20 protein-coding genes are annotated in these 20,641 nt (G+C 63.6%); 14 read left to right on the top strand and 6 right to left on the bottom strand.

Features of this window, described 5'->3' with window-relative positions; translation table 11 throughout:
• Nucleotides 1-214: 214 nt before the first annotated feature.
• The 4 genes from IEW17_RS03115 to IEW17_RS03100 all read left to right on the top strand — a co-directional run bounded on the left by IEW17_RS03115 (nt 215) and on the right by IEW17_RS03100 (nt 3,871).
• Complete coding sequence (locus IEW17_RS03115; protein WP_188560561.1) at nt 215-682, top strand: MarR family winged helix-turn-helix transcriptional regulator; 468 nt, start codon at nt 215-217, stop codon at nt 680-682.
• Between the two features lie 28 nt (nt 683-710).
• Entirely contained in the window at nt 711-1,709 is a 999-nt protein-coding gene (locus IEW17_RS03110; protein WP_188560560.1) for an NADP-dependent oxidoreductase, read from the top strand.
• 55 nt (nt 1,710-1,764) lie between these two features.
• Nucleotides 1,765-2,445, top strand: a complete 681-nt coding sequence (locus tag IEW17_RS03105; RefSeq protein WP_188560559.1) for a type 1 glutamine amidotransferase domain-containing protein — start codon at nt 1,765-1,767, stop codon at nt 2,443-2,445.
• A 367-nt stretch (nt 2,446-2,812) separates the two neighbouring features.
• Nucleotides 2,813-3,871 (top strand): AI-2E family transporter, encoded by a 1,059-nt coding sequence (locus IEW17_RS03100; protein ID WP_188560558.1) that lies wholly within the window; start codon nt 2,813-2,815, stop codon nt 3,869-3,871.
• Between the two features lie 14 nt (nt 3,872-3,885).
• Here IEW17_RS03100 and IEW17_RS03095 read toward each other — a convergent pair whose 3' ends face one another.
• Nucleotides 3,886-4,275, bottom strand: a complete 390-nt coding sequence (locus IEW17_RS03095) for a group III truncated hemoglobin (protein WP_188560557.1) — start codon at nt 4,273-4,275, stop codon at nt 3,886-3,888.
• A 194-nt stretch (nt 4,276-4,469) separates the two neighbouring features.
• Here IEW17_RS03095 and IEW17_RS03090 point away from each other — a divergent pair, with 194 nt between their 5' ends.
• From IEW17_RS03090 to hemF, 10 genes are all read left to right on the top strand, one after another.
• A complete protein-coding gene (locus IEW17_RS03090) occupies nt 4,470-6,914 on the top strand; it encodes a heavy metal translocating P-type ATPase (RefSeq protein ID WP_229748780.1) in 2,445 nt (814 codons plus the stop codon).
• A 230-nt stretch (nt 6,915-7,144) separates the two neighbouring features.
• Nucleotides 7,145-7,306, top strand: coding sequence for a cbb3-type cytochrome oxidase assembly protein CcoS (gene ccoS, locus IEW17_RS03085; RefSeq protein ID WP_188560556.1), 162 nt, complete (start codon nt 7,145-7,147; stop codon nt 7,304-7,306).
• 107 nt (nt 7,307-7,413) lie between these two features.
• Entirely contained in the window at nt 7,414-9,633 is a 2,220-nt protein-coding gene (ccoN, locus tag IEW17_RS03080) for a cytochrome-c oxidase, cbb3-type subunit I (RefSeq protein ID WP_188560555.1), read from the top strand.
• Nucleotides 9,634-9,805: 172 nt separating this feature from the next.
• Complete coding sequence (locus IEW17_RS03075) at nt 9,806-10,009, top strand: hypothetical protein (RefSeq protein ID WP_188560554.1); 204 nt, start codon at nt 9,806-9,808, stop codon at nt 10,007-10,009.
• Nucleotides 10,003-10,884, top strand: coding sequence for a cbb3-type cytochrome c oxidase N-terminal domain-containing protein (locus IEW17_RS03070; protein ID WP_188560553.1), 882 nt, complete (start codon nt 10,003-10,005; stop codon nt 10,882-10,884). The genes IEW17_RS03075 and IEW17_RS03070 overlap by 7 nt, the downstream gene beginning before the upstream one ends.
• Nucleotides 10,885-11,048: 164 nt before the next feature.
• The gene (gene ccoG / locus IEW17_RS03065) at nt 11,049-12,458 is read left to right on the top strand and encodes a cytochrome c oxidase accessory protein CcoG (protein WP_188560552.1); all 1,410 of its coding nucleotides are present in this window, start codon (nt 11,049-11,051) and stop codon (nt 12,456-12,458) included.
• Nucleotides 12,459-12,533: 75 nt separating this feature from the next.
• Entirely contained in the window at nt 12,534-13,010 is a 477-nt protein-coding gene (locus IEW17_RS03060) for a FixH family protein (RefSeq protein WP_188560551.1), read from the top strand.
• A 3-nt stretch (nt 13,011-13,013) separates the two neighbouring features.
• Entirely contained in the window at nt 13,014-13,742 is a 729-nt protein-coding gene (locus IEW17_RS03055; RefSeq protein ID WP_188560550.1) for a sulfite exporter TauE/SafE family protein, read from the top strand.
• Between the two features lie 7 nt (nt 13,743-13,749).
• Entirely contained in the window at nt 13,750-14,760 is a 1,011-nt protein-coding gene (locus IEW17_RS03050) for a universal stress protein (RefSeq protein ID WP_188560549.1), read from the top strand.
• Between the two features lie 38 nt (nt 14,761-14,798).
• Nucleotides 14,799-15,728 (top strand): oxygen-dependent coproporphyrinogen oxidase, encoded by a 930-nt coding sequence (gene hemF, locus IEW17_RS03045; protein ID WP_188560548.1) that lies wholly within the window; start codon nt 14,799-14,801, stop codon nt 15,726-15,728.
• A 35-nt stretch (nt 15,729-15,763) separates the two neighbouring features.
• Here hemF and IEW17_RS03040 read toward each other — a convergent pair whose 3' ends face one another.
• The 5 genes from IEW17_RS03040 to IEW17_RS03020 all read right to left on the bottom strand — a co-directional run bounded on the left by IEW17_RS03040 (nt 15,764) and on the right by IEW17_RS03020 (nt 20,607).
• Nucleotides 15,764-16,639: a universal stress protein gene (locus tag IEW17_RS03040; protein WP_188560547.1), complete on the bottom strand. Its 876-nt coding sequence runs from the start codon at nt 16,637-16,639 to the stop codon at nt 15,764-15,766.
• 64 nt (nt 16,640-16,703) lie between these two features.
• Nucleotides 16,704-17,552 carry a universal stress protein gene (locus IEW17_RS03035; RefSeq protein ID WP_188560546.1) on the bottom strand — a complete coding sequence of 283 codons (849 nt, stop codon included), beginning with the start codon at nt 17,550-17,552 and terminating at the stop codon, nt 16,704-16,706.
• Nucleotides 17,553-17,677: 125 nt separating this feature from the next.
• Nucleotides 17,678-18,556, bottom strand: coding sequence for a universal stress protein (locus IEW17_RS03030; protein WP_188560545.1), 879 nt, complete (start codon nt 18,554-18,556; stop codon nt 17,678-17,680).
• Between the two features lie 507 nt (nt 18,557-19,063).
• On the bottom strand, nt 19,064-19,909 hold the full coding sequence (locus IEW17_RS03025; protein ID WP_188560544.1) for a L,D-transpeptidase family protein: 846 nt from the start codon (nt 19,907-19,909) through the stop codon (nt 19,064-19,066).
• Nucleotides 19,810-20,607, bottom strand: a complete 798-nt coding sequence (locus tag IEW17_RS03020) for a L,D-transpeptidase scaffold domain-containing protein (protein ID WP_188560543.1) — start codon at nt 20,605-20,607, stop codon at nt 19,810-19,812. Before IEW17_RS03020 ends, IEW17_RS03025 begins: the two co-directional genes overlap by 100 nt.
• Between the last annotated feature and the right edge of the window lie 34 nt (nt 20,608-20,641).

Raw genomic sequence — 20,641 nt, 5'->3', positions numbered from 1 at the left:
GTGTACGTGTAGCGTGGACTCTGCAAGTCCGCGTGTCGGCCGGGCGCGGACTCGCAGAGTCCACGCTACACGAACACAAACTCCGAAACTGCTTTAAGCAGCTTTTACATCTGAACAGCCTCGTTTCCATTTGCCGATACAGTAACCATTTGCCTGATTTAATTGTCCACAATTAAACCTTATGCAATCAGACTTCGTTTGTTAGGCCTACTCTATGAAAACCGCCGCCACTGATACTCCCGCCGCCCGGCCGCCCGTCACCTCCGTGCTGAAGCTGGAAAACCAGCTCTGCTTCCCGCTCTACGCCGTGTCGCGGATGGTGACCAAGGCCTACCAGCCCCACCTGCTGGCCCTGGACCTGACCTACCCGCAATACCTGGTGTTCATGCTCCTCTGGGAGCACGACCAGCTGACGGTAAAGGAATTGGGCGAGAAACTACTGCTTGATTCGGGCACGCTGACGCCCCTACTCAAACGCATGGAGCAAAAGCAGTGGCTGAGCCGCCGCCGCGACCCACGCGACGAGCGTTCGGTCATCATCGGGCTGCTGCCGGCCGGGCGGGCGCTGCAGGCCAAGGCCGGCCGCATTCCCATCGACATGCTGGACAAGCTGCACATGTCGCCGGCCGAAATCAGTGCCCTGCGCACCCAGTTGACCCACATTCTTACCCAGCTGGCCTGATTACCGACCGGCGCAACGCTCTTTTGCTATGAACAACAAAACCATCGTTCTCGCCAGCCGGCCCACGGGTATGCCCACGGCTGCGCAATTCCGATTAGAAAAGCGCGAAGTGCCCACTCCTGAACACGGCCAACTGCTCCTCAAGACGTTGTATGTGTCGGTTGACCCCTACATGCGCGGCCGGATGAGCGAGGCCAAGTCGTACATCGCTCCGTTTGCCGTGGGCGAGCCCATCACGGGCGGCGTGGTGGCCGAAGTGGTGGAAAGCCATATCCCGCAGCTGCCCGTGGGCAGCGTGGTGGTGGGCAACCTGCCCTGGCAGCAGTACAGCGTGGCCGATGCCAAAACCCTGAACCGCGTGCCCACCGACAAGGCTCCGGCCAGCTACTTCCTGGGCTTGCTGGGCATGCCCGGCCTCACGGCGTATTTCGGGCTGCTCGACATTTGCCAGCCCAAGGTGGGCGAAACCGTGGTGGTGAGCGGCGCGGCCGGCGCGGTGGGCGTGGTGGTGGGCCAGCTGGCCAAAATCAAAGGCGCGCGCGTTATCGGCACGGCGGGCTCCGACGAAAAAGTGGCCTACCTGAAAGCGTTGGGTTTCGACGAGGCCATTAACTACAAAACCACGCCCAGCCTGGGCAAGGCCCTGGCCGCCGCCGCCCCGCACGGCATCGACTGCTACTTTGATAATGTGGGCGGGGCCATCACCGATGCCGTGTACGACCACCTCAACAAACACGCCCGCATTGCCATCTGCGGCCAGATTTCGATGTACAACGCGACCGAAATACCCACCGGCCCGAGGCCCGAGGTCAAGCTGCTCAAGAGCAGTGCCCGGCTGCAGGGCTTCATCGTGAGCGACTACCTGAGCCGGTGGCCCGAAGGCCTGGCCCAACTCACCGAATGGTACCTCGAAGGCCAACTGAAAGGCGAAGAAACCATCACTGAAGGCTTCGATCAGATTCCGACGGCTTTTCTGGGCCTGTTTAAGGGCGAAAACACCGGCAAAGCCATTGTGAAAGTGACTTAAGCACAGACTCAACCTTTTTTTCAACATTTTTAACACCACCCAAATACCTGATTCCATGAAAATTGCAATGATTTTGACTTCGCACGACCAGCTTGGCAACACCGGCCACAAAACCGGCTTCTGGCTGGAGGAATTTGCGGCCCCCTATTACGTTTTCAAAGATGCCGGCGCTACGCTCACCCTGGCGTCGCCCAAGGGTGGCCAGCCGCCCCTCGACCCCAAAAGCGACGATGCCAGCGCCCAGACCGAAGCCACGGAGCGCTTCAAGAAAGACCCGGCGGCCCAGCAGGCCCTGGCCAATACGGTGACGCTCGACACCATCAAGGGCGAGGATTTCGACGCCGTGTTCTACCCCGGCGGCCACGGCCCGCTGTGGGATTTGGCCGAAGATGCCAAGTCGATTGCCCTGATTGAAAACCTGTACGCCGCCGGCAAGCCGGTGGCGGCCGTGTGCCACGCCCCCGGCGTGCTGCGCCACGTGAAAGCTGCCGACGGCTCGCCGCTGGTGAAGGGCAAATCGGTGGCTGGCTTCACCAACACCGAGGAAGAAGCCGTGCAGCTGACCAACATCGTGCCCTTCCTGGTGGAAGACATGCTGAAGGAAAACGGCGGCAACTACTCGAAAGGGGCCGACTGGCAGCCTTACGTGGTGACGGCCGGCAACCTGATTACCGGCCAGAACCCGGCTTCGTCGGAGCTCGCCGCGCAGGAGCTGCTGAAGATGCTGCGCAAGTAAGCTATCCGGCACAAAGGTGTCTTTTACGGCCTCAGTGGCCCCGTTTGGGGCGGCTGAGGCCGTTTTTGCGTGGTAGAGCGGTTCCAGGGTTAGTGTACGTGTAGCGTGGACTCTGCGAGTCCGCGTGTCGGCCGGGCCGGGCGCGGACTCGCAGAGTCCACGCTACATCGTACACGTACACGAACTTCGAAACTGCCCTAATGAGGGATTGCAGGCGAATAGATGAGTTTTATCATTGGGCCGGCTGGCGGGCCATCCTAGTTTTATGGGGGCCAGTCTGGCCTGGACTGGGCGCGTAGGCTCTGGAAGGGCCTTTTCGCGCACTGGCCCAGGTCCTACGGCATTCATTTGGCAACCTCTTTTTTCTATGGCGCACGCCCCTCAAAATATTTACACCCAGCGCCAACGGCACACGCTGCTGATAGTGGTACTGCTGGTGCTGGGCGCGCTCGTCTTGTTGGGGTTACTCAACTATTTGTCGGCGTTTCTGGGCGCGGGGATTTTGTATGTGGCGCTGCGGCCCTGGTTTGCGGCGCTGGTGCACCGGCGCGGCTGGAACCGGCAGCTGGTGGCGGCACTGCTGCTGCTCTTTACGATAGTGGTGCTCATGATTCCCTTTTATGTGCTCAGCATGATGCTGGTGGAGCGGCTGCGCGACATTGGCCAGTACACCAGCCAGGTGCTGGCCGTGGTGCACCGGCTGGAGCGCCTGACGGGCTACGCCTTCACCAGCGAGCAGAATGTGCGGGCGCTGCTGACCCAGCTGGCTAGCAGCGTGACCCGGTGGCTGCCCACGCTGGCGGGCAGTATTCTGCGCTTCATTTTTGTGATGGCCCTGCTGCTCTTCACCTTATACTACATGTTTGTGCAGGAAGAAGCGTTTTTGCACCACCTGCGGCGCTTCCTCCCCTTCCGGCAAGATACCCTCGACAAGCTGCAGGAATCCCTGCAGAACAACGTGAAAGCCAACGTGGTGGGCCAGGTACTCATCTCGCTGGTACAGGGCGTGCTCACGGGCCTGCTGCTGCTAGTGTTTGGCGTGCCCGACCCGCTTTTTTGGGGAGCTGTTGGATTTTTTGTCTCTTTTATTCCCGTGCTGGGCACGCCCCTTGTCTGGGGGCCGGCGGCGCTCTACCAGTTTGCGCACGGGGCCACGGGGCAGGGCGTGGGCATTCTGCTGGTGGGAGCCGTGGTGGTGATGAACGTGGACAACCTGTTGCGCATCGTGCTGGCCCGCTACATCGGCAACGTGCACCCGCTGGTGACGCTGGCGGGCGTGACGCTGGGCATCATCCTGTTCGGGATTCTGGGCCTGGTTATCGGGCCGCTGCTGCTGTCGTATTTAGGGGTGCTGCTGCAGGTTTTTGCCCACGAAAACCACCGCGATGAAGTGCTCAGCGAACCAAAAGCAGTAAGCCCCCGGTGAGCACCGGCCGCGGGCTAGAGCAGCGAAAGCGAGCCACGGCCGCGCAGCCGGAACTCGAACATGTTGGCAATGTTGAGGGCGCGCACCTTGGCTTCCTCGGCCCGGGGCCCGGCAAACAGCTCCTCCACGGTGACGTTGAACAGCACCAGCCACTGCTCAAAATGCGTGGCATCGATGGGCAGCGGCAGGTGCTTGGGGAAGGGCCGGCCGTGGTAGCGCGAAGTACCCAGCAGCAGGCTGCTCCAGAAATCGTACATGGCTGGCAGGTGCTTGGGCCAATCGACTTGGGCAAACCCATTGAATATCGGCGCGAGCAAGGCATCGGCATTGACCTTGTCATAAAAGGTGTCGACCAATTGCTTGACGTCGGCTTCGGAGGTGATATCGGGGCGGGTGGGAGTCATGGGCGGGGAGTTGGGCAATGCGGGTGAACCGGGGCCATCCGCGAAATCGCGACCGCCCGGCAGTTGGTAGACTGGGACAAAACTACGGCCTCCCCCACCCGCCTACCTGAGATGAATCAGGTCGGCACCTGACGTTCGTCAGCCAGTGAGCTAGGGCGGGCCCGGAGCTTTGCGGCTGCCAACCACTGCCCGCCGTGCCCCCTACCCTCGCTCCCGCGCCTGCCCTCCCGCTGACCCACGTTGCCTGCACCCACTGCGGCGACGATTGCCCCGACGACCCCATCAGGCTGGTGGCGCAGCCCGCGCTGAGCTTTTGCTGCCCCGGCTGCCGGGCGGTGTATGAGCTACTGGCGGCCAGCAACCTGTGCACCTACTACCGCCTCGACGAGCGGCCGGGCCAGAAAGTAAGGGCCGTGGAGCTGCCCGGACGCTTCGACTACCTCGACCTCGAATCGGTGCAGGGCCAACTGCTGGCGTTTCGGTCGCCCACGCTGGCCCGGCTCACGCTCAGCATTCCCCAAATGCACTGCGCTTCGTGCATCTGGCTGCTCGAAAACCTGTTTAAGTTGAACCCGGGCATTTCCGCCTCGCGGGTCAATTTTCTGCGCAAGGAGCTCACCGTGAGCTACCACCCCGAAACCACTTCGCTCAAGGCAGTGGTAACGCTGCTGGCGGCCATTAATTACGAGCCCCGGATTACGCTGGCCGAGCTGGGCGCGCAGCTGCACCACGGCACCCGCACGCTCTACTACCAGTTGGGCGTGGCCGCTTTCGGCTTCGGCAACGTGATGCTGCTGGCCTTTCCGGAGTATTTTTCCTTTAGCGGACAGCTGCAAAGCACCTTCGGGAATTTCTTTGGCTGGCTGAGCTTGCTCCTGTCCCTGCCGGTGCTGCTGGTGAGCGCGCGGGGCTTCTACCGCTCGGCCTGGCAGGGTCTGCGGCAGCGCTACATCAACCTCGATTTTCCCATCAGCCTGGGGCTTACGGCGCTGTTCATCACCAGCGTGTCTGAGGTGATGACGCAGCGCGGGCCGGGCTTTTTCGACTCGTTCACGGGACTGGTGTTCTTCATGCTCATCGGCAAATGGGTGCAGCAGCGCAGCTACGATGCCCTGCGCTTCGACCGCGACTTCACTTCCTACTTCCCGGTGGCCGTGACGCTGCTCACCAAAACCGGCGAGCAGTCGGTATCGGTGAAAGAGCTGAAGCCCGGCCAGCGCATTCGGGTGCGCCACCAGGAAATTATTCCGGCCGATGCCATTCTACTGCGCGGCACGGCGCTTATTGACTACAGCTTCGTATCGGGCGAGAGCGTGCCGGTAGCCCGGCAAGCCGGCGAAACCGTGTACGCCGGCGGCCGGCAAGTGGGCGAGGCCGTGGACCTGGAAGTGGTGCGCGAAGTATCGCAGGGCTACCTCACCCAGCTGTGGAACAACCCCGCGTTTCAGAAAGAAGAGAAGGCCAACCTGGAAACCTACGCCAACCACGTGGGCCGCTACTTCGTGGGCCTCACGCTGGCGCTGGCGCTGGGCGCGGTGGCTTACTGGTACCCCAAGGACCCGCAAATGGCCCTTCGCGCCTTCACCTCGGTGCTGGTGATTGCCTGTCCGTGCGCGCTGTCGTTGGCCACGCCCTTCGCCATGGGGGCCGCGCTGCGGGTGCTGGGCCGCCGCACGCTGTACCTGAAAAACTCCGCCGTGGTCGAAACCCTGGGCCGCGCCGACACCATCGTGTTCGATAAAACCGGCACGCTCACCGATGTAAAAAAAGCCGCCGTGGAGTACCTCGGCCCCGCCCTCAGCCCGGGCCAGCAACGGGCCGTGGCCGCCGTGGTGCGCCACTCCACGCACCCGCTCAGCCAGCGCCTGGCGGCAGAGCTGCCACCCAGCCAGCTTGCCGTGGCCGGCTTCGCCGAAATCCCTGGCCAGGGCCTGCGCGGCACCGTGGGCGGCGTGGTGGTCCGGGTCGGGTCGGCCGCCTTTGTTGGGGCCGCGGTCGCCACCAACGAAGCTGCTGAACCCGCCGAAAACCTGCAATCCCGCGTGTTCATCAGCCTGGGGAATAACCTGAGCGGCTACTACATCTTTCGCAACGTGTACCGCGACGATTTGTGCGAGGTGCTGGCGGCGCTCAACCGACGCTACCGGCTGGCCGTTCTCTCGGGCGACAACGAGACCGAACAGGCGCGGCTGCGTGCGCTATTCGGCCCACAGGCGGAGCTGCACTTCCACCAAACCCCGCAGCAGAAGCTCGACTACATTGCCGCGCTCCGGCAGCAGGGCCGCACCGTGGTCATGGTGGGCGATGGCCTGAACGACGCCGGGGCGCTGCAACGCGCCGATGCCGGCATCGCCCTCACCGATACCCTAACCAACTTCTCGCCCGCCTGCGACGCCATCCTCGAAGCCGGCAGCTTTGGGCAGCTGGCCACCATTATGGGCTTTTCGCGGGACTGCCTGCGGGTGGTGCTGGCCACGTTCGTGCTGTCGTTTTGCTACAATGGCGTGGGGCTGGCGCTGGCCGTGCAGGGCCGGTTCACGCCCATCGTGTCGGCTATTCTCATGCCCATCAGCTCGATTAGCGTGATGGTGTTTGCCACGCTGCTGGTGCGGGTGGCCGCCTGGCGCCGCCGGCTTTGAGTTGCCCTTTTCCAGAATGACGGTCATGCTGAGCTTGTCGAAGCAGCTCGCCCGCACCGCTTGTCATGCTAACGAAGGAAACATCTCATCACCGCTGAACGAGTCGTTCCGACGTGAAAAGGTCCTTCGCTTCACTCAGGATGACAGATGGCGTGGGCGAGATGCTTCGACAAGCTCAGCATGGCGTTCTGCTAATGTTCTGCTAACCTTCTGCTCCTAAATCCAACGACATGACCATCATCTTCCTGCTCATCGGCATTAGCCTGCTCGTGGCCCTCACTTTTTTGGGTGCGTTTTTCTGGGCTGTGCGCTCGGGACAGTACGAGGACGACTACACGCCGGCCGTGCGGATGCTGTTCGAGGACGAGGTGGAGCCAGATGAGCCCGCCTGACTGTTCTGCTACCTGACATCAATCACACGGCTTACCTGACTTTTGTCAGCTTTTGAGCCCCGGCCGGCCGGGACCTTTGAGAAAGGAAATAATACACTTCTCCCGCTATGCAAGCCGAACCCATATCGCTGGTCTCTGCGCCGTACTCACCCCTGGTGCCGAAGCGACCAGTTGGAACAATTGACACGTTTTTCTACGACAACCGGATTGTCCGCGACTTCGGAATTGCCACCGTCATCTGGGGCATTATTGGCATGCTGGTGGGCGTATTGGCCGCTTTTGAGCTGGCCCGGCCCGAGGTGAACATGGGCACGGCCTACACTACCTTCGGCCGCATCCGTCCGCTGCACACCAACGCCGTGATTTTTGCCTTCGTCGGCAACGGCATTTTTACGGGTGTGTACTACTCCCTGCAGCGGCTGTGCAAGGCCCGGATGTTTTCGGACCGCCTCAGCAAAATCCATTTTTGGGGCTGGCAGCTGATTATCCTTTCGGCCGTGGCCACGCTGCCCCTAGGCATCACCACCAGCAAGGAATACGCCGAGCTGGAGTGGCCCATCGACATCGCCATTACGGTGGTGTGGGTGGTGTTTGGCTGGAACATGTTCGGCACCATTGCCAAGCGGCGCGAGCGGCACCTGTACGTGGGCATCTGGTTCTACATCGCCACGTTTATCACGGTGGCCGTGCTGCACATCGTAAACTCGGCGGCGCTGCCCGTGAGCTTCCTGAAAAGCTACTCGGCCTACGCCGGCGTGCAGGACGCGCTGGTGCAGTGGTGGTACGGGCACAATGCGGTAGCGTTTTTCCTCACCACGCCCTATCTGGGGCTCATGTACTACTTCATGCCCAAGGCGGCCGAGCGGCCCGTGTACTCCTACCGCCTGAGCATCATTCACTTCTGGTCGCTTATTTTCATTTACATCTGGGCCGGGCCGCACCATTTGCTTTACACCGCCCTGCCCGACTGGGCCCAAAGCCTGGGCGTAGCCTTCAGCATTATGCTGATTGCGCCGAGCTGGGGCGGCATGATAAACGGCCTGCTCACCCTGCGCGGGGCCTGGGACAAAGTGCGCGAAGACCCGGTGCTCAAGTTCTTCGTGGTGGCCATCACGGCCTACGGCATGGCCACTTTCGAAGGCCCCATGCTGAGCCTGAAAAACGTGAATGCCATTGCCCACTTTACCGACTGGATTGTGGCCCACGTGCACGTGGGGGCCCTGGGCTGGAACGGCTTCCTCACCTTCGGCATGCTGTATTGGCTGTGGCCGCGCTTGTATAAAACGCCGCTCTACTCCAAGAAACTAGCCACCACGCACTTCTGGCTGGGCACGCTGGGCATCCTGTTCTACGCCGTTCCCATGTACTGGGCGGGCTTCACGCAGGGCCTGATGTGGAAGCAGTTCAACGCCGAAGGCATGCTCCAATACCCCAACTTCCTCGAAACCGTGATTCAGTTGGTGCCCATGTACTACCTGCGCGGCATTGGCGGGGTGCTCTACCTGAGCGGGGTGTTCCTGCTGATGTATAACCTGTACAAAACCGCCCAGGCCGGCACGCTGCTGGTGAATGAAAAGGCGCAGGCCCCGGCTCTCGGCCCCGAAAACGAAGACCCGCACGTGCAGGCCGGCCACTGGCACCGGTGGCTGGAGCGCCGCCCCTTCCAGTTGGCCGTGGGAGCCACGGTGGCCATCGCCATCGGCGGGGCCGTGGAAATGATTCCGACCTTTTTGGTGAAGTCCAACGTGCCCACCATTGCCGCTGTGAAGCCCTATTCGTCGCTCGAATTGCAAGGCCGCGACCTCTACATCAAGGAAGGCTGCTCGAACTGCCACACCCAAATGGTGCGCCCCTTCCGCTCCGAAACCGAGCGCTACGGCGAATACTCCAAGGCCGGCGAGTACGTGTACGACCGTCCCTTCCTGTGGGGCAGCAAGCGCACCGGCCCCGATTTGCAGCGCGTGGGCCAGAAATACCCGCACTCCTGGCACTACAACCACATGATGGACCCCACCAGCATGTCGCCCGGCTCCATCATGCCGCCCTACCCGTGGCTGTTCGATAATGAGATTGACTACAGCACGCTGCCCGCCAAAATACGGGTGCTGCAACGGCTGGGCACCCCCTACCCCGCCGGCTTCGACCAGCAGGCCGTGGCCGACGCCCAGGCCCAGGCCCGCGGCATCGTGGCCGAGCTGAAAAAGGAGGACATCGAAGTGAAGTCGGACCGCGAAATCGTGGCCCTTATCGCCTACCTCCAGCGCCTGGGCACCGACATCAAGGTGAAGCCCGAGCAGACGGCCGCTGCTACCACCGCCGCTCAGTAACGTCATGAAAAAAACGTCATGCTCATCTGACGTCCGCGTAGTCGAAGCATCTCGCGTGCAGTAGTAATCAATGCTGATTCAACGATGCGAACGCGATGCTTCGACTTCGCGGACGCCAGATGAGCATGACGGCCTGCTTACCAGGCAACCCCCAAATTAACCACCCAAAACCATGGATAAGAACGTTTTGCAGTCCATCGCCGGAATAGAAATCTATCCGCTTATCTCCCTGGGCATCTTCGGCATTTTCTTCCTTGGGCTGCTGGTGTACGTGCTGCTCAGCAGCCGCGAGCACCAGCACGCCATGAGCCAGCTGCCGCTGCGCAGCGACGAAACCACCCTGAAAAATCACCTCGAAAGCGACGTTATATGTTAGCCCAACGCCAGCTGCTGCTGATTGCCACCGGCCTGCTTGCGGGCCACGCCGCGGCCGCCCAAGCGGCGGAAACTCCGGCCCCGGCCAAAGCCGCCGTCATGAGCGAGCAGGAAATTCTGTTCTGGGTACTGCTGGGTTTGCTGGGCTTGCTGCTGCTGGCCCTGCTGTTCACCGGCATCATCATCGTGACGCAGATGAAGCCGCAGCTGCGCCAGCTCTACGACCTGCCCCGGGTGCACGACACCTGGAGCGGCCGGGTGCTGGGCCTGCTGGTGGGCGATGCCCGCCTGGTGCGGGGCGACGTGCGCGACGAGCTGCTCGACCACAACTACGACGGCATTCACGAGTTCGACAACGACCTGCCGCCGTGGTGGAAATACGGTTTTTACGCCACCATCCTGTTTGCGGTGGCCTACCTGGGCTTCTACCACGTGTCGCGCAACGGTGGCCAGCTGCAAGGGGCCGAGTATGCCGCCGAAATGCAGCAAGCCGCGCTGCTGGTCGCTACCACTTCCGACGACCCCAACCTGCTCACCACCTACCAGCCCCTCACGGTGGCGGCCGAGCTGAGCACCGGCAAAGGCATTTTCGCCACCAACTGCGCGCCCTGCCACGGAGCAAGTGGCGAAGGCAAAGTCGGCCCCAACCTCACCGACGAGTACTGGATGCACGGCGGCGAGGTGAACCACGTCTACAAAACCATCAAGTTCGGGGTGACCAGCAAGGGCATGGTGGCCTGGAAAGGCAAGCTCTCAGGCAAGCAAATTCTGCAGGTCAGCTCCTACGTGCTGAGCTTAAAGGGCACCAAGCCCGCCAACGCCAAGCCGCCGCAGGGCGAGAAGGAAATAGCCGGGAAGGCCATGGCGAAGCTGTAGAACGGGTTCGAGAGTTAAGAGGAACGGTCATGCTGAGCGCAGTCGAAGCATCTCTACTGCACAACTATTCTAATTGGCCCAACGAAGCGGCAGAGATGCTTCGACTGCGCTCAGCATGACGTGCTGATTCAGGCCAACTAAGTCCCCATCTTTCCCAATCCCCCATGTCCACCACTCAATTCAAGCCCGACGACTCGTACCGCGACTCGCTCTCGACGGTAGACGCGGCGGGCCAGCGGGTGTGGCTCTACCCCAAAAAGCCCGTTGGCCGGCTCTATCGTGCCCGCAAGTGGCTCAGCTACGCTTTCCTGGCCGTATTGTTTGCCGGGCCGTGGCTGCGCATCAATGGGCTGCCCGTGCTGCTGCTGAACCTGCCGGCGCGCAAATTCATCATCTTCGGCCAGATTTTCTGGCCCCAAGATTTTTTCATCCTGCTGCTGGCCTCCCTCACGTTTTTGGTCTTCATCATCGTGTTCACGGTGGTGTACGGGCGGGTATTCTGCGGCTGGGTGTGCCCCCAGACCATTTTTCTGGAAATGGTATTCCGCCGCATCGAGTACTGGCTGGAAGGCGACGCGCCCCAGCAAAAAGCCCTCGACCGGCGCGAGCCGGACTGGGACAAGCTCTGGCGCAAAACCACCAAGCACGCGCTGTTTCTGGTCGTTTCGTTCGTCATCGCCAACACCTTCCTGGCCTACATCATCGGCACCGAGGAGCTCACGAAGATTGTGACCGACCCGCCCACTGCCCACCTGGGCGGGCTGGCGGCTCTCACGCTGTTCACAGCCGTGTTCTACGCCGTATTTGCGCGGTTCCGGGAGCAGGTGTGCACCATTGTGTGCCCCTACGGTCGGTTGCAGGGCGTTTTGCTCGATAAAGATAGCCTGGTGGTGGCCTATGACTACCAGCGCGGCGAACCCCGCGAGAAGCTCCACAAAAACCAGGTACGCACAACCGGCGACTGCATCGACTGCCACCAGTGCGTGCAGGTGTGCCCCACGGGCATCGACATCCGCAACGGGGCCACCCAGCTCGAGTGCACCAACTGCACGGCCTGCATCGACGCCTGCAACTCCATCATGGACCTAGTGAAGAAGCCCCAGGGCCTCATCCGCCACGCCTCCGAGAACGGCATTGCCGAGGGCACCAAATTCCGGCTCACCGGCCGCGTGAAGGCGCTATCGGGCGTGCTGGCCTTTCTGCTGATAGTGCTCACCGGCCTGCTGGTGTCGCGCTCCAACGTGGCGGCCACGGTGCTGCGCACGCCGGGCCAGCTTTTCCAGAAAACCGAGCGCGGCACCATCACCAACCTCTACAATATCTCAGTCATCAACAAGACCAACCAGCCCTACCCCATCACGCTGCGCATGCTGGAGCCGGCGCAGGGGCGCATTTCGCTCGTGAGCACCAACCACCTCACCCTGCCCGCCCAGGGCATCACCGAGGGCGTGTTTTTCGCCGAGCTGCCCCGCACCGCTCTCCACTACACCAATCAAAAAATCCGCATCGGCCTGTTCAGCGGCCGCGTGCTGATTGCGGAAACCAGCACCAAGTTTCTCGGACCGGCGCAGTAACGCATCTGAACGAAAAAGAACGTCATGCTGCGCTCCGCTCAGCATGACCGTTTTGGAACTGCACATAACCTTCCCATGACTCCCCTCACTCCTTCCAGCAAAAAGCGCAGCCTCTGGCCCTACGCCATCATCGCCGTGTTTGTGCTCTTCGCCGGCTACATCGGCTACATGGTGCAGCAGGCCATGCGCACCACCGTCGACCTAGTCAGCCCCGACTACTACCAGCAGGAGCTGGCCTACCAGAAGCGCATGGAAAACGTGGCCCGCACCGCCGCCCTGCCCGCCCCCGTGGAGCTGCAGCACGATGCCGGCACCCACCGCCTCACGCTGCAGCTGCCGGCCACCCTGGTCGGCCAGCCCATTCAGGGCCAGCTCCATTTCTTCCGCCCTTCCGACCAAAAGCTCGACTTCACCCTGCCCCTACGGCCCACTGCCAGCCTTGGGCAACTCATTAACACCACCAAGATGCAGCCCGGCTACTGGCGCGTCCGGCTCGATTTCACGGCCGGCAGCCAGGCCTATTTCGTCGAAAAAGAACTCATCATCCGCTAAATCATGCTCTGGGCTGGCTTTCTGTTTGGGTTGCTGGGCAGTTTCCACTGCGTGGGCATGTGCGGCGCCATTGCCCTGGCGCTGCCGGGCCCGGCGGCAGATTCTACCCCGCTCCGCTACCTGGGCGGGCGCGTGCTTTACAACCTGGGCCGGGTAACCACCTACGCCGCGCTGGGAGCCGGGGCCGGCCTGCTGGGCCAGGGCCTGCGCCTGGCCGGCGTGCAGCAGGGCTTGTCCATCGCCTCCGGAGTGCTGATACTGCTGCTGGTGGCCGTGCCGGCGCGCCACACAACTCCTATCGCCGGCTGGCTGGGCCTGAGCCGCCCCCTGGCTTGGGTAAAAACCACTTTAGGCCGCCTGTTTCAGCAGCCCACGCTGCCGGCTTTGTACGCCACCGGCCTGCTCAACGGCCTGCTGCCCTGCGGCCTAGTGTACCTGGCCCTGGCCGGGGCCCTGAGCGCGCCGGGCGTGGCGGGCGCGGCGGCCTACATGGCGCTGTTCGGCCTCGGCACGCTGCCGTTGATGCTGGGTTTGTCGCTCAGCGGGCAACTGGTGCCGCTGCTGTGGCGAGGGCGCATGCGCCGGGCCGTGCCCTACGCCGCCTCGGTATTGGCCCTGCTGTTCATCGTGCGCGGGCTGGGGCTGGGCATTCCGTACCTGAGCCCGCAGCTGCAACCGGCAGTGGCCGAAACCCCGCTCCAGCAGCCCCGCACGGTGCACGACTGCCATTGATTCCTTTTTGGAATCCTCGTTCCGCCTGTCTCAAAACGGCACTCCCGCCATCCACGCCCCATCCAACCACTTTATCTGCTCCTTCACCCGCCGCTCCATGAAAACCCTGCTCGTTCCCATCGACCACACGGCCACGGCCGAACACACCCTGGCCTACGCCAACAAGCTGGCCGTGCGCTGGCCCGCCGAAATTGTGGTGCTCTACTGCCACCCCACCGCAGCCAATGCGACCGCCGAAACCGAAACCCTCGCCACCCAGGAGCAGCGCCTGCGCAGCCTGGTAGAGCGCCTGCGCTACCAGCAGCTCACCCGGCAGGACGGCCGCCGCATTCGCTACCGCTACCGGGTGCTGAGCGGCTGCCTGCACGACCACGTGCGCGCCGAAGCCACCCGCTGTGCCGCCGACCTCGTGGTGATGGCCCTGGAACACATCGACTGCGACCGGCAGGAAGCGCCCGGCAACCACGCCGCCGCCATCACGGAGCTGGTGCGCTGCCCGGTGCTGGTGGTGCCCACGGGCCGGCGGCCACTGCCCAACCGCTTGGTGTTCAGCGCCAATTTTGGGGCTTTGAGCCTGTTGGTGCTGCCCCAGCTGGCGGCGCTGGCGGGCGCTTTTCCGGCCCCGCTGGAGCTGGTGGAGTTCTACGCGCCCAGCCAGCGGCCGCAGCGCCGGAGCCTCCGCCAGGGCCTCAGCAAGGCGGTAGCGCATCTGAACTGGGCGGCCCCCGTTACCCCGCACCTGCTCGAAGAAGATGCGCCCCTGGAGGGCACCAGCGAGTTTTGCGCCCGCCTGCAAACGCAGCTGCTCATTATCGCGCCCACCAGCCACGCGCAGCTGCTGCGGTATTTCGATGCCTGCTACGCCACTACGCAAGCCTACCACACCCAAATTCCGGTGCTGGTGCTGCCCGCCGAGCGCACCGCCCAGGTGGCCTGCTGCGAGCGTTGCGCCGGGCACCCGGCCCCACCGGCCACGCCCACAGCACCGGCCGGCTATGCCAACGTCCGCTGGGTGTAGCAGCCCCGCAGCCGATTATCAACCCCCTATCTATTAACATGACACCCTCTCTCACCCCAACCGTCGTTCCCGCCCGAGCCGCCGTCGAGGCCTGGATGCGTCAGTTTCAGGATTGGCTGTGCTACCAGCTGGAAACGGCCGATGGCGGCGGCGTCCGTTTTAGCGAAGATGCCTGGGCGCACCCCGGCGGCGGGGGCGGCCTCACCCGCGTCATTCAGCAGGGCCGCGTATTGGAGAAGGGCGGGGTAGCGTTTTCGGCCGTGTGGGGCGAGATAAGCGCCCAAGCCGCGCAACAGCTGCTCATGCCCGATGCTCGCTATTTTGCCACCGGCGTGAGCGTGGTGCAGCACCCTCGCAGCCCGCGGGTGCCCATCTCGCACATGAACGTGCGCTACTTTGAGGCCGGCAACGGCGAAGCATGGTTTGGCGGGGGCCTCGACCTAACGCCGATTTACGTGGATGTGGCCCAGGCCCGCTGGTTTCATGAGCAGATTGAGCAGGTGTGCCAGCGCAACGATGCCAGCTACTACGCCCGGTTCAAGCAATGGGCCGACGAGTACTTCTACCTGCCGCACCGCCAGGAAACGCGCGGTGTGGGCGGCATCTTCTTCGACCGCCTGACCGTGGACCGGGACGGCTCCTTTGAGGAATTGTTCGCCTTCGTGCAGGACGTGGGCGAGGTGTACGGCCGCGCCTACGGCACTATTATGCGCCAGAACGCGGCCCTGCCCTACACCGAGCACGAAACCCAGTGGCAACGCCTACGGCGCGGCCGCTACGCCGAATTCAACCTGGCCTTTGACCGCGGCACCCGCTTCGGCCTGGAAACCGGCGGCCGTACCGAAAGCATCCTCATGAGTCTGCCACCCCAGGCCGAATGGCACTACAACCTCACGCCCGAGCCCGGCTCGGCCGAGGCCACCACCCAGCAGTGGCTGCGCCAGGGCGTGGATTGGCTGGCAGCCTGACGAATGGCTAGGGAGAGCTTTTCATCCTCCCATTTTCAGGCGATGGCCGTGTTGCGGCCGCGGGCTGCGGTCCGAGGGGCTGAGGCGCTGGTGGGCAGCACCAGCACCGGCACGGGGCAGCGCGCCAGCACCCGCGCCGTCACGCTCCGATGAAACAGCTCGCCCAGGAAACTGCGCTTGCGGGCCAGCAGCACCACCAGGTCGGGCTGGGTGTCTTGCACGGCGGCGAGCACGCCTTCGCAGTAGTCGCTGTAATCGTAGCCCCGCAGCTCGGGCGTGATTTCGCCTACCAGGCCGCTGGCCTGCACGGCCCGGAGCGCTGCGCCGCAGCCAGCATCATCCTCTACGCCGCTCGATACGTGGGCCACCACCACATCGGAACCCGCCTGCGCGAGCAGCTGGCAGAGCGGCTGCGCGGCCGGGGCCAGAGTAAATGGCTCCCGGTCGGCCGCAATCATCATGCGATGGGGGGCGCGGGTAGCCAGCGCCCGCATGGGCACCACCAGCAGTGGGAAGTGGCCGGCGCGCAGCAGCTCGGCACACGACATGGCCACGCTGGCGGCCGCGGGATGCGTGAGGTCGGGCTGCCCCAGCACAAACAGGACCGACCGGTGGCGCTGTGCCACATCCTGGGCCACGGCGGGCAGCAGGTCGGTGGCTATTTCGACAATGGTGGGCGTGTGCAGCGCTTCGGCCTGCCGGTAGAGCGCGGAGGCCGTGTTGGCTTCGTGGCTCAGCTCGGACCGGTGGTAGCCATCGCTCACCAGCGCATAGGAATCGTGGGGGGAAACCCGGCTGACGTGCAGCAGCACCAGCCGGCCGTGCAGGGCTTCGGCCAGGATATCGGCGTAGTGCACGGCGTGCCTGGCCGACTCGTAGAAACCAGCAAAGGCGACTATAGTAAGTAGCATAGCTGAGGGGATTTTTGGCTTAAAAGCAGGAAGCCGCCCGGCGCGGGGTACGCCGCGGCTCAGGTCATTCTTCCGGAGCAGTTATTTCGGCCGACAGCAGCAGCACCGGCACCTGGGCGTGCCGCAGCACGTAGTCGATAATACTCCCGTTGAACAGCTTGTGCACCCAGCCGTGGCCCAGGTCGAGCAGGCCCACCATATCGGCCGATAGCTCGGTGGCGGCCTGCAGAATACCCGAGGCCGGCAAGTCGCCGATGACCGTGTGCAGGCGGCTTGCCGGCATGGCCGCGGCCAGCCCGCACCGCTGGGCCGCCCGCAGCCCGTGCCAACCGCCGGCCGGCTCGTCTTCCGGCGGCAGCACGGATACTGTCACAATATCAAGCCCCAGAATATCGAGCAGCGGGGCCACGGCGGTAGCGGCCGGGGCCAGCCGAAAGGCCCGGTCTTCCACGGCCAAGGCCAGGCGTTCGGGCAGGTGCAGGGCGGCGTCGGGCAGGTGTTCAGGCACCAGCAGCAACGGGAAGCCGGTGCGATGGGCCAGCGGCAGTGCCCGGTTGCTCAGCCATTCGTCGAGCTGGCCGTGGGTGGCCGTGAGCCCGGCCACCAGCAGGAGCGGCTGGTGCTGGTGCACGGCCTGTTCCACGGCATCGTACCAGCTGGTTTCGATGAGTTCGACGGTAGTGAGCACGGGCATGGCATCGGCCACGCGCTGTAGCGAGCGGCGGGTTTCCTGCACGTAGCCTTCATCTACGTAAGGCAGCACCATGCCGTATTCGGTGGCCGTGGGGCTGGGCAGAAATACGTGCACAAGGTGCAGTTCGGCCCCGAGCGGCGCGGCCAGCACGGCGGCGTAGGCCCGCGCTCGTTCAGAGGCCGGCGAGAAATCTGTTAAAACGACAATGTTAGGTTTCATGGCGAGGGTGACTATCCGTTGTTGATTATCAGGCAGCAGCTACAAGCTGTCGCTTATTAATTGATATAATTTTGTAACCATATGATTAACAATAGACAATGAAAAATCAGTAACAAGCCGAAGCCTCACGTCATGCTGGGCATCCAAGCGGGTTGGGCCGGGCTCCGGGCCGGCAGCAGCAGCACCGGCACCATGCTGTGGCGCAGCACCTCGGCCGTGACGCTCTCATGAAAAAGCCGCCCCAGGAAGCTGCGCGGCCGGGCAATAAGCACCAGCATATCGGCCTGCGTATCGATGATGGCCTGGAGCACGCCGGCGGCGGGGCGCACGTGCGCTTCCTCGTACAGCTCCAGCGGCTGGGTGGCCGGCAGCAGCCCGCTCAGCCGCAGGTGGTTCAGGGCGCGCTGCCCGGGGTAGGCCTCGCGCTCGCCGGGCACCAGCACGTGCACGGCGGTATAGGCCGCTTGCCAGCTGGCGAGTAGCGTTTCCAGAGCCTCAGCTGCCTCGTTGAGGCGGAACTGCTCGGCATCGACGGCCAGGGCAATGCGGCGGGGCAGGCGCGGCGGGGGCGCACCTTCGGGCACCAGCAGCAGCGGGCGATGGGTGGCGCGCAGCATGGGCAGCGCCTGGTTGTGCATGAGGTGGTCGAGCAGGGTGCGCTCGGCGCTCAGGCCCATCACCAGCAATTGCGGGTGGCCCTGGCACACGGCTTCCTGCACGGCCGTGGCCAGGGGCTGCACCGACACCTTTACCTCGGCGGGCACCCCCAGCTGCCGGGCTTGTTCGCGCAACAGGGCCGCCATTTCGGCTTGGGTGCGGAAGGTGTGCGCGGCCGTTACGGTCACCAGCTCGGGGTCCAGCAATGGGTCGTGGTAGAGATGCAGCAACTCTAAGCGGGCCTGTTGCGGCGCACCCAGCACGGCGGCATACCGCGCGGCCTGTTCCGCCGCGGCCGATAGGTTGGCCAGTACAACAATGCAGGGATTAATGGCAGCAGGCGACATGAGAAAGAAGTTAGATTATCAGGCATTGGTTGTCGGCCGTTGGCGCGGTTCTCAAGTTGCCGTACAGCCAACGAGCCGGAGCGCGAACGCGGTAGTTCGCGTCCCCGCGCCGTTTCAACGATGGTCGTTGCGGAACGCGAACCTTCCCGTTTGCGCTCCGGTATGTCAATCAAATAACTGCCCTACACTTACCTTAATCAACTGACTAACAGCATATAACTACTAACTCATTTGCTTTTGAACGACTACCTGAATCAGGCCAATGACTCAGGTAGCGCCCGGCCAGCGTCCGGTACCCAGGTGCCAGCCCAACCGAACGAGGACCAGACCCAACAGCACCGAAAACAGCAGTAGTAGAATGTTCATGACGAAAGCGGCTGAAGCAGCTGGCTTTTTTGCCGCAAGCCAAAATGAAGGGCGTACGGAGCGGGCAACGTAGTTTCACCAAAGAACGATAAATAGCCCAGCCAGGACGCTGATAACAATTGCGTTGACGCATGATTTTTATCATTTCGCTGCTCCACCCCACGCCGTCGCACTGGGCATGATGGGCCCAAACAACCCCCGCCGCACCACCTCATCGTAGCGGTAGATGTCGGGCAGAAAACGCAGCTGGCCGCCCGGCGCCGTGCAGGTGGCGTAGCGCACGTTGATGGGCATGGCGCGCCGCAGCTGCACATCACGCGGGGTGGGCTGGCGAACGCAGGCCTCCTCGCTGGGCAGGCGCACGGGCTGGCCCGCCCGGCGCAACAGGTAGGCGGCCAGCTGCATGGGCTCGGCCATTCGGATGCAGCCGTGACTCAGGGCGCGGGCGGGGCGCTCAAAAAGCTGGCGCGCGGGTGTGTCGTGCAAGTACACAGAATACGGATTTTTAAACCGAAACACGATGTTGCCCAGCGCATTATCGCAGCACGCCGACTGCCGAAAAGTATAGGGGAAATTGACCGGCGACACCCGCGCCCAGTCGATGCGGTACGGGTTCAGGACCTGACCCCGACGGTTGTAAAGGGTCATGTTGTTGCGGGCCAGGTAGCCGGGGTTTTTCCGCAGGCGGGGCAGCACTTCCTTGGTGGCGATGGAGTTGGGCACATGCCAGTCGGGGGCCAGCGTGAAGTGGCTGATTTGGCTGCTGAGCGTGGGCGTGGGCGTTTCGGGCTTGCCCACAATCACGCGGTGGCGGCGGCGCACCGAATCCCCCGTCACCACTTGCAGCTCGTAGGCGGGCAGGTTTATCAGCAGGTATTCCGGGTCGGCTATTGGATTCCAGCGCCAGCGCTCCAGGTTGAGGGCCACTTGCTGGTAGCGCGCCTGCTGCAGGGCCGCCGAGTCGGGGTCGGTGGGCTGGCCAGCCAACGCACCAGCGCCCGCTGCAGCTGGCGGTACTCGCGGTTCGTAGGTTGGGCCTCATTGATGGCCTCAGGCACGCGGTGCGCGGCCAGGGCGGCGCGTAGCACGGCCGCTGGCTGACCAGCCGAGCCGGCTACTTTTTCGCGGGCGGTGGGCGTGTACGAATGCAGGCGGCCCCGGCTCAGGTCGCGCATCAGGCGCAGCAGGGCATCGCTGAGGTACACTTCGAGGGCGGCCTGCTGGCGGGCGCGCACGGCTGGTGCCCCCGGGTCAGGCGGGTGCGCCAGCGAATCGCGCAGGGCACGCAGGCGGCTTTGGTGGTAGTCGGCGGGGCGCAGGCCGTATTCGGTGGCGCGGGCCAGGCGGGCCAGAGCCGCCGTGGCATCGGAGTTGAGGCTGTCGGTGAGCGGCGTCCAGGCCGGGACGTAACCGGCCCCAAAAAACTGCCGAACCTCGGCCGCCGCCAGCAGGCCCAATCGGACATTAGCAGCCCGCACACCGCCGGCCGCCGTGGTATCGAGCAAGGCCTGAATCCAGGGTGCAACCGGCTCAGCCCGCACCGGGGCCGGAACTGAAACCCGCGTGGCAATGACCGGGGGGGCCAACGCGGAGCCGTTCTCCACCGACTGCGACAGCGAGCCGCACCACGGCACAGCCAGCGCCAGCCCCAGGCAGGAACAGAAAACGCGAACGGAGGGCTGCATCAGTGAAAACAGAAAAATGAAGCCCGCCCAAACG

The sequence above is a fragment of the Hymenobacter frigidus genome (genome assembly GCF_014640435.1).
GTDB classification, from domain to species: domain Bacteria; phylum Bacteroidota; class Bacteroidia; order Cytophagales; family Hymenobacteraceae; genus Hymenobacter; species Hymenobacter frigidus.
Note: the sequence above shows the minus strand (reverse complement) of the source record. Positions and strands in the feature narration are given on the sequence as shown.

Bases quoted from the DNA above. Each gene is read 5' to 3' on its own strand.
- IEW17_RS03100 (WP_188560558.1), top strand. From the start codon at position 2,813: ATGGCGCACGCCCCTCAAAATATTTACACCCAGCGCCAACGGCACACG.
- IEW17_RS03040 (WP_188560547.1), bottom strand. From the start codon at position 16,639: ATGCTACTTACTATAGTCGCCTTTGCTGGTTTCTACGAGTCGGCCAGG.
- IEW17_RS03055 (WP_188560550.1), top strand. From the start codon at position 13,014: ATGCTCTGGGCTGGCTTTCTGTTTGGGTTGCTGGGCAGTTTCCACTGC.
- IEW17_RS03110 (WP_188560560.1), top strand. From the start codon at position 711: ATGAACAACAAAACCATCGTTCTCGCCAGCCGGCCCACGGGTATGCCC.
- ccoG (WP_188560552.1), top strand. From the start codon at position 11,049: ATGTCCACCACTCAATTCAAGCCCGACGACTCGTACCGCGACTCGCTC.
- IEW17_RS03115 (WP_188560561.1), top strand. From the start codon at position 215: ATGAAAACCGCCGCCACTGATACTCCCGCCGCCCGGCCGCCCGTCACC.
- IEW17_RS03030 (WP_188560545.1), bottom strand. From the start codon at position 18,556: ATGTCGCCTGCTGCCATTAATCCCTGCATTGTTGTACTGGCCAACCTA.
- IEW17_RS03075 (WP_188560554.1), top strand. From the start codon at position 9,806: ATGGATAAGAACGTTTTGCAGTCCATCGCCGGAATAGAAATCTATCCG.
- ccoN (WP_188560555.1), top strand. From the start codon at position 7,414: ATGCAAGCCGAACCCATATCGCTGGTCTCTGCGCCGTACTCACCCCTG.
- IEW17_RS03070 (WP_188560553.1), top strand. From the start codon at position 10,003: ATGTTAGCCCAACGCCAGCTGCTGCTGATTGCCACCGGCCTGCTTGCG.
- IEW17_RS03035 (WP_188560546.1), bottom strand. From the start codon at position 17,552: ATGAAACCTAACATTGTCGTTTTAACAGATTTCTCGCCGGCCTCTGAA.
- IEW17_RS03105 (WP_188560559.1), top strand. From the start codon at position 1,765: ATGAAAATTGCAATGATTTTGACTTCGCACGACCAGCTTGGCAACACC.
- IEW17_RS03095 (WP_188560557.1), bottom strand. From the start codon at position 4,275: ATGACTCCCACCCGCCCCGATATCACCTCCGAAGCCGACGTCAAGCAA.
- IEW17_RS03020 (WP_188560543.1), bottom strand. From the start codon at position 20,607: ATGCAGCCCTCCGTTCGCGTTTTCTGTTCCTGCCTGGGGCTGGCGCTG.
- hemF (WP_188560548.1), top strand. From the start codon at position 14,799: ATGACACCCTCTCTCACCCCAACCGTCGTTCCCGCCCGAGCCGCCGTC.
- IEW17_RS03060 (WP_188560551.1), top strand. From the start codon at position 12,534: ATGACTCCCCTCACTCCTTCCAGCAAAAAGCGCAGCCTCTGGCCCTAC.
- ccoS (WP_188560556.1), top strand. From the start codon at position 7,145: ATGACCATCATCTTCCTGCTCATCGGCATTAGCCTGCTCGTGGCCCTC.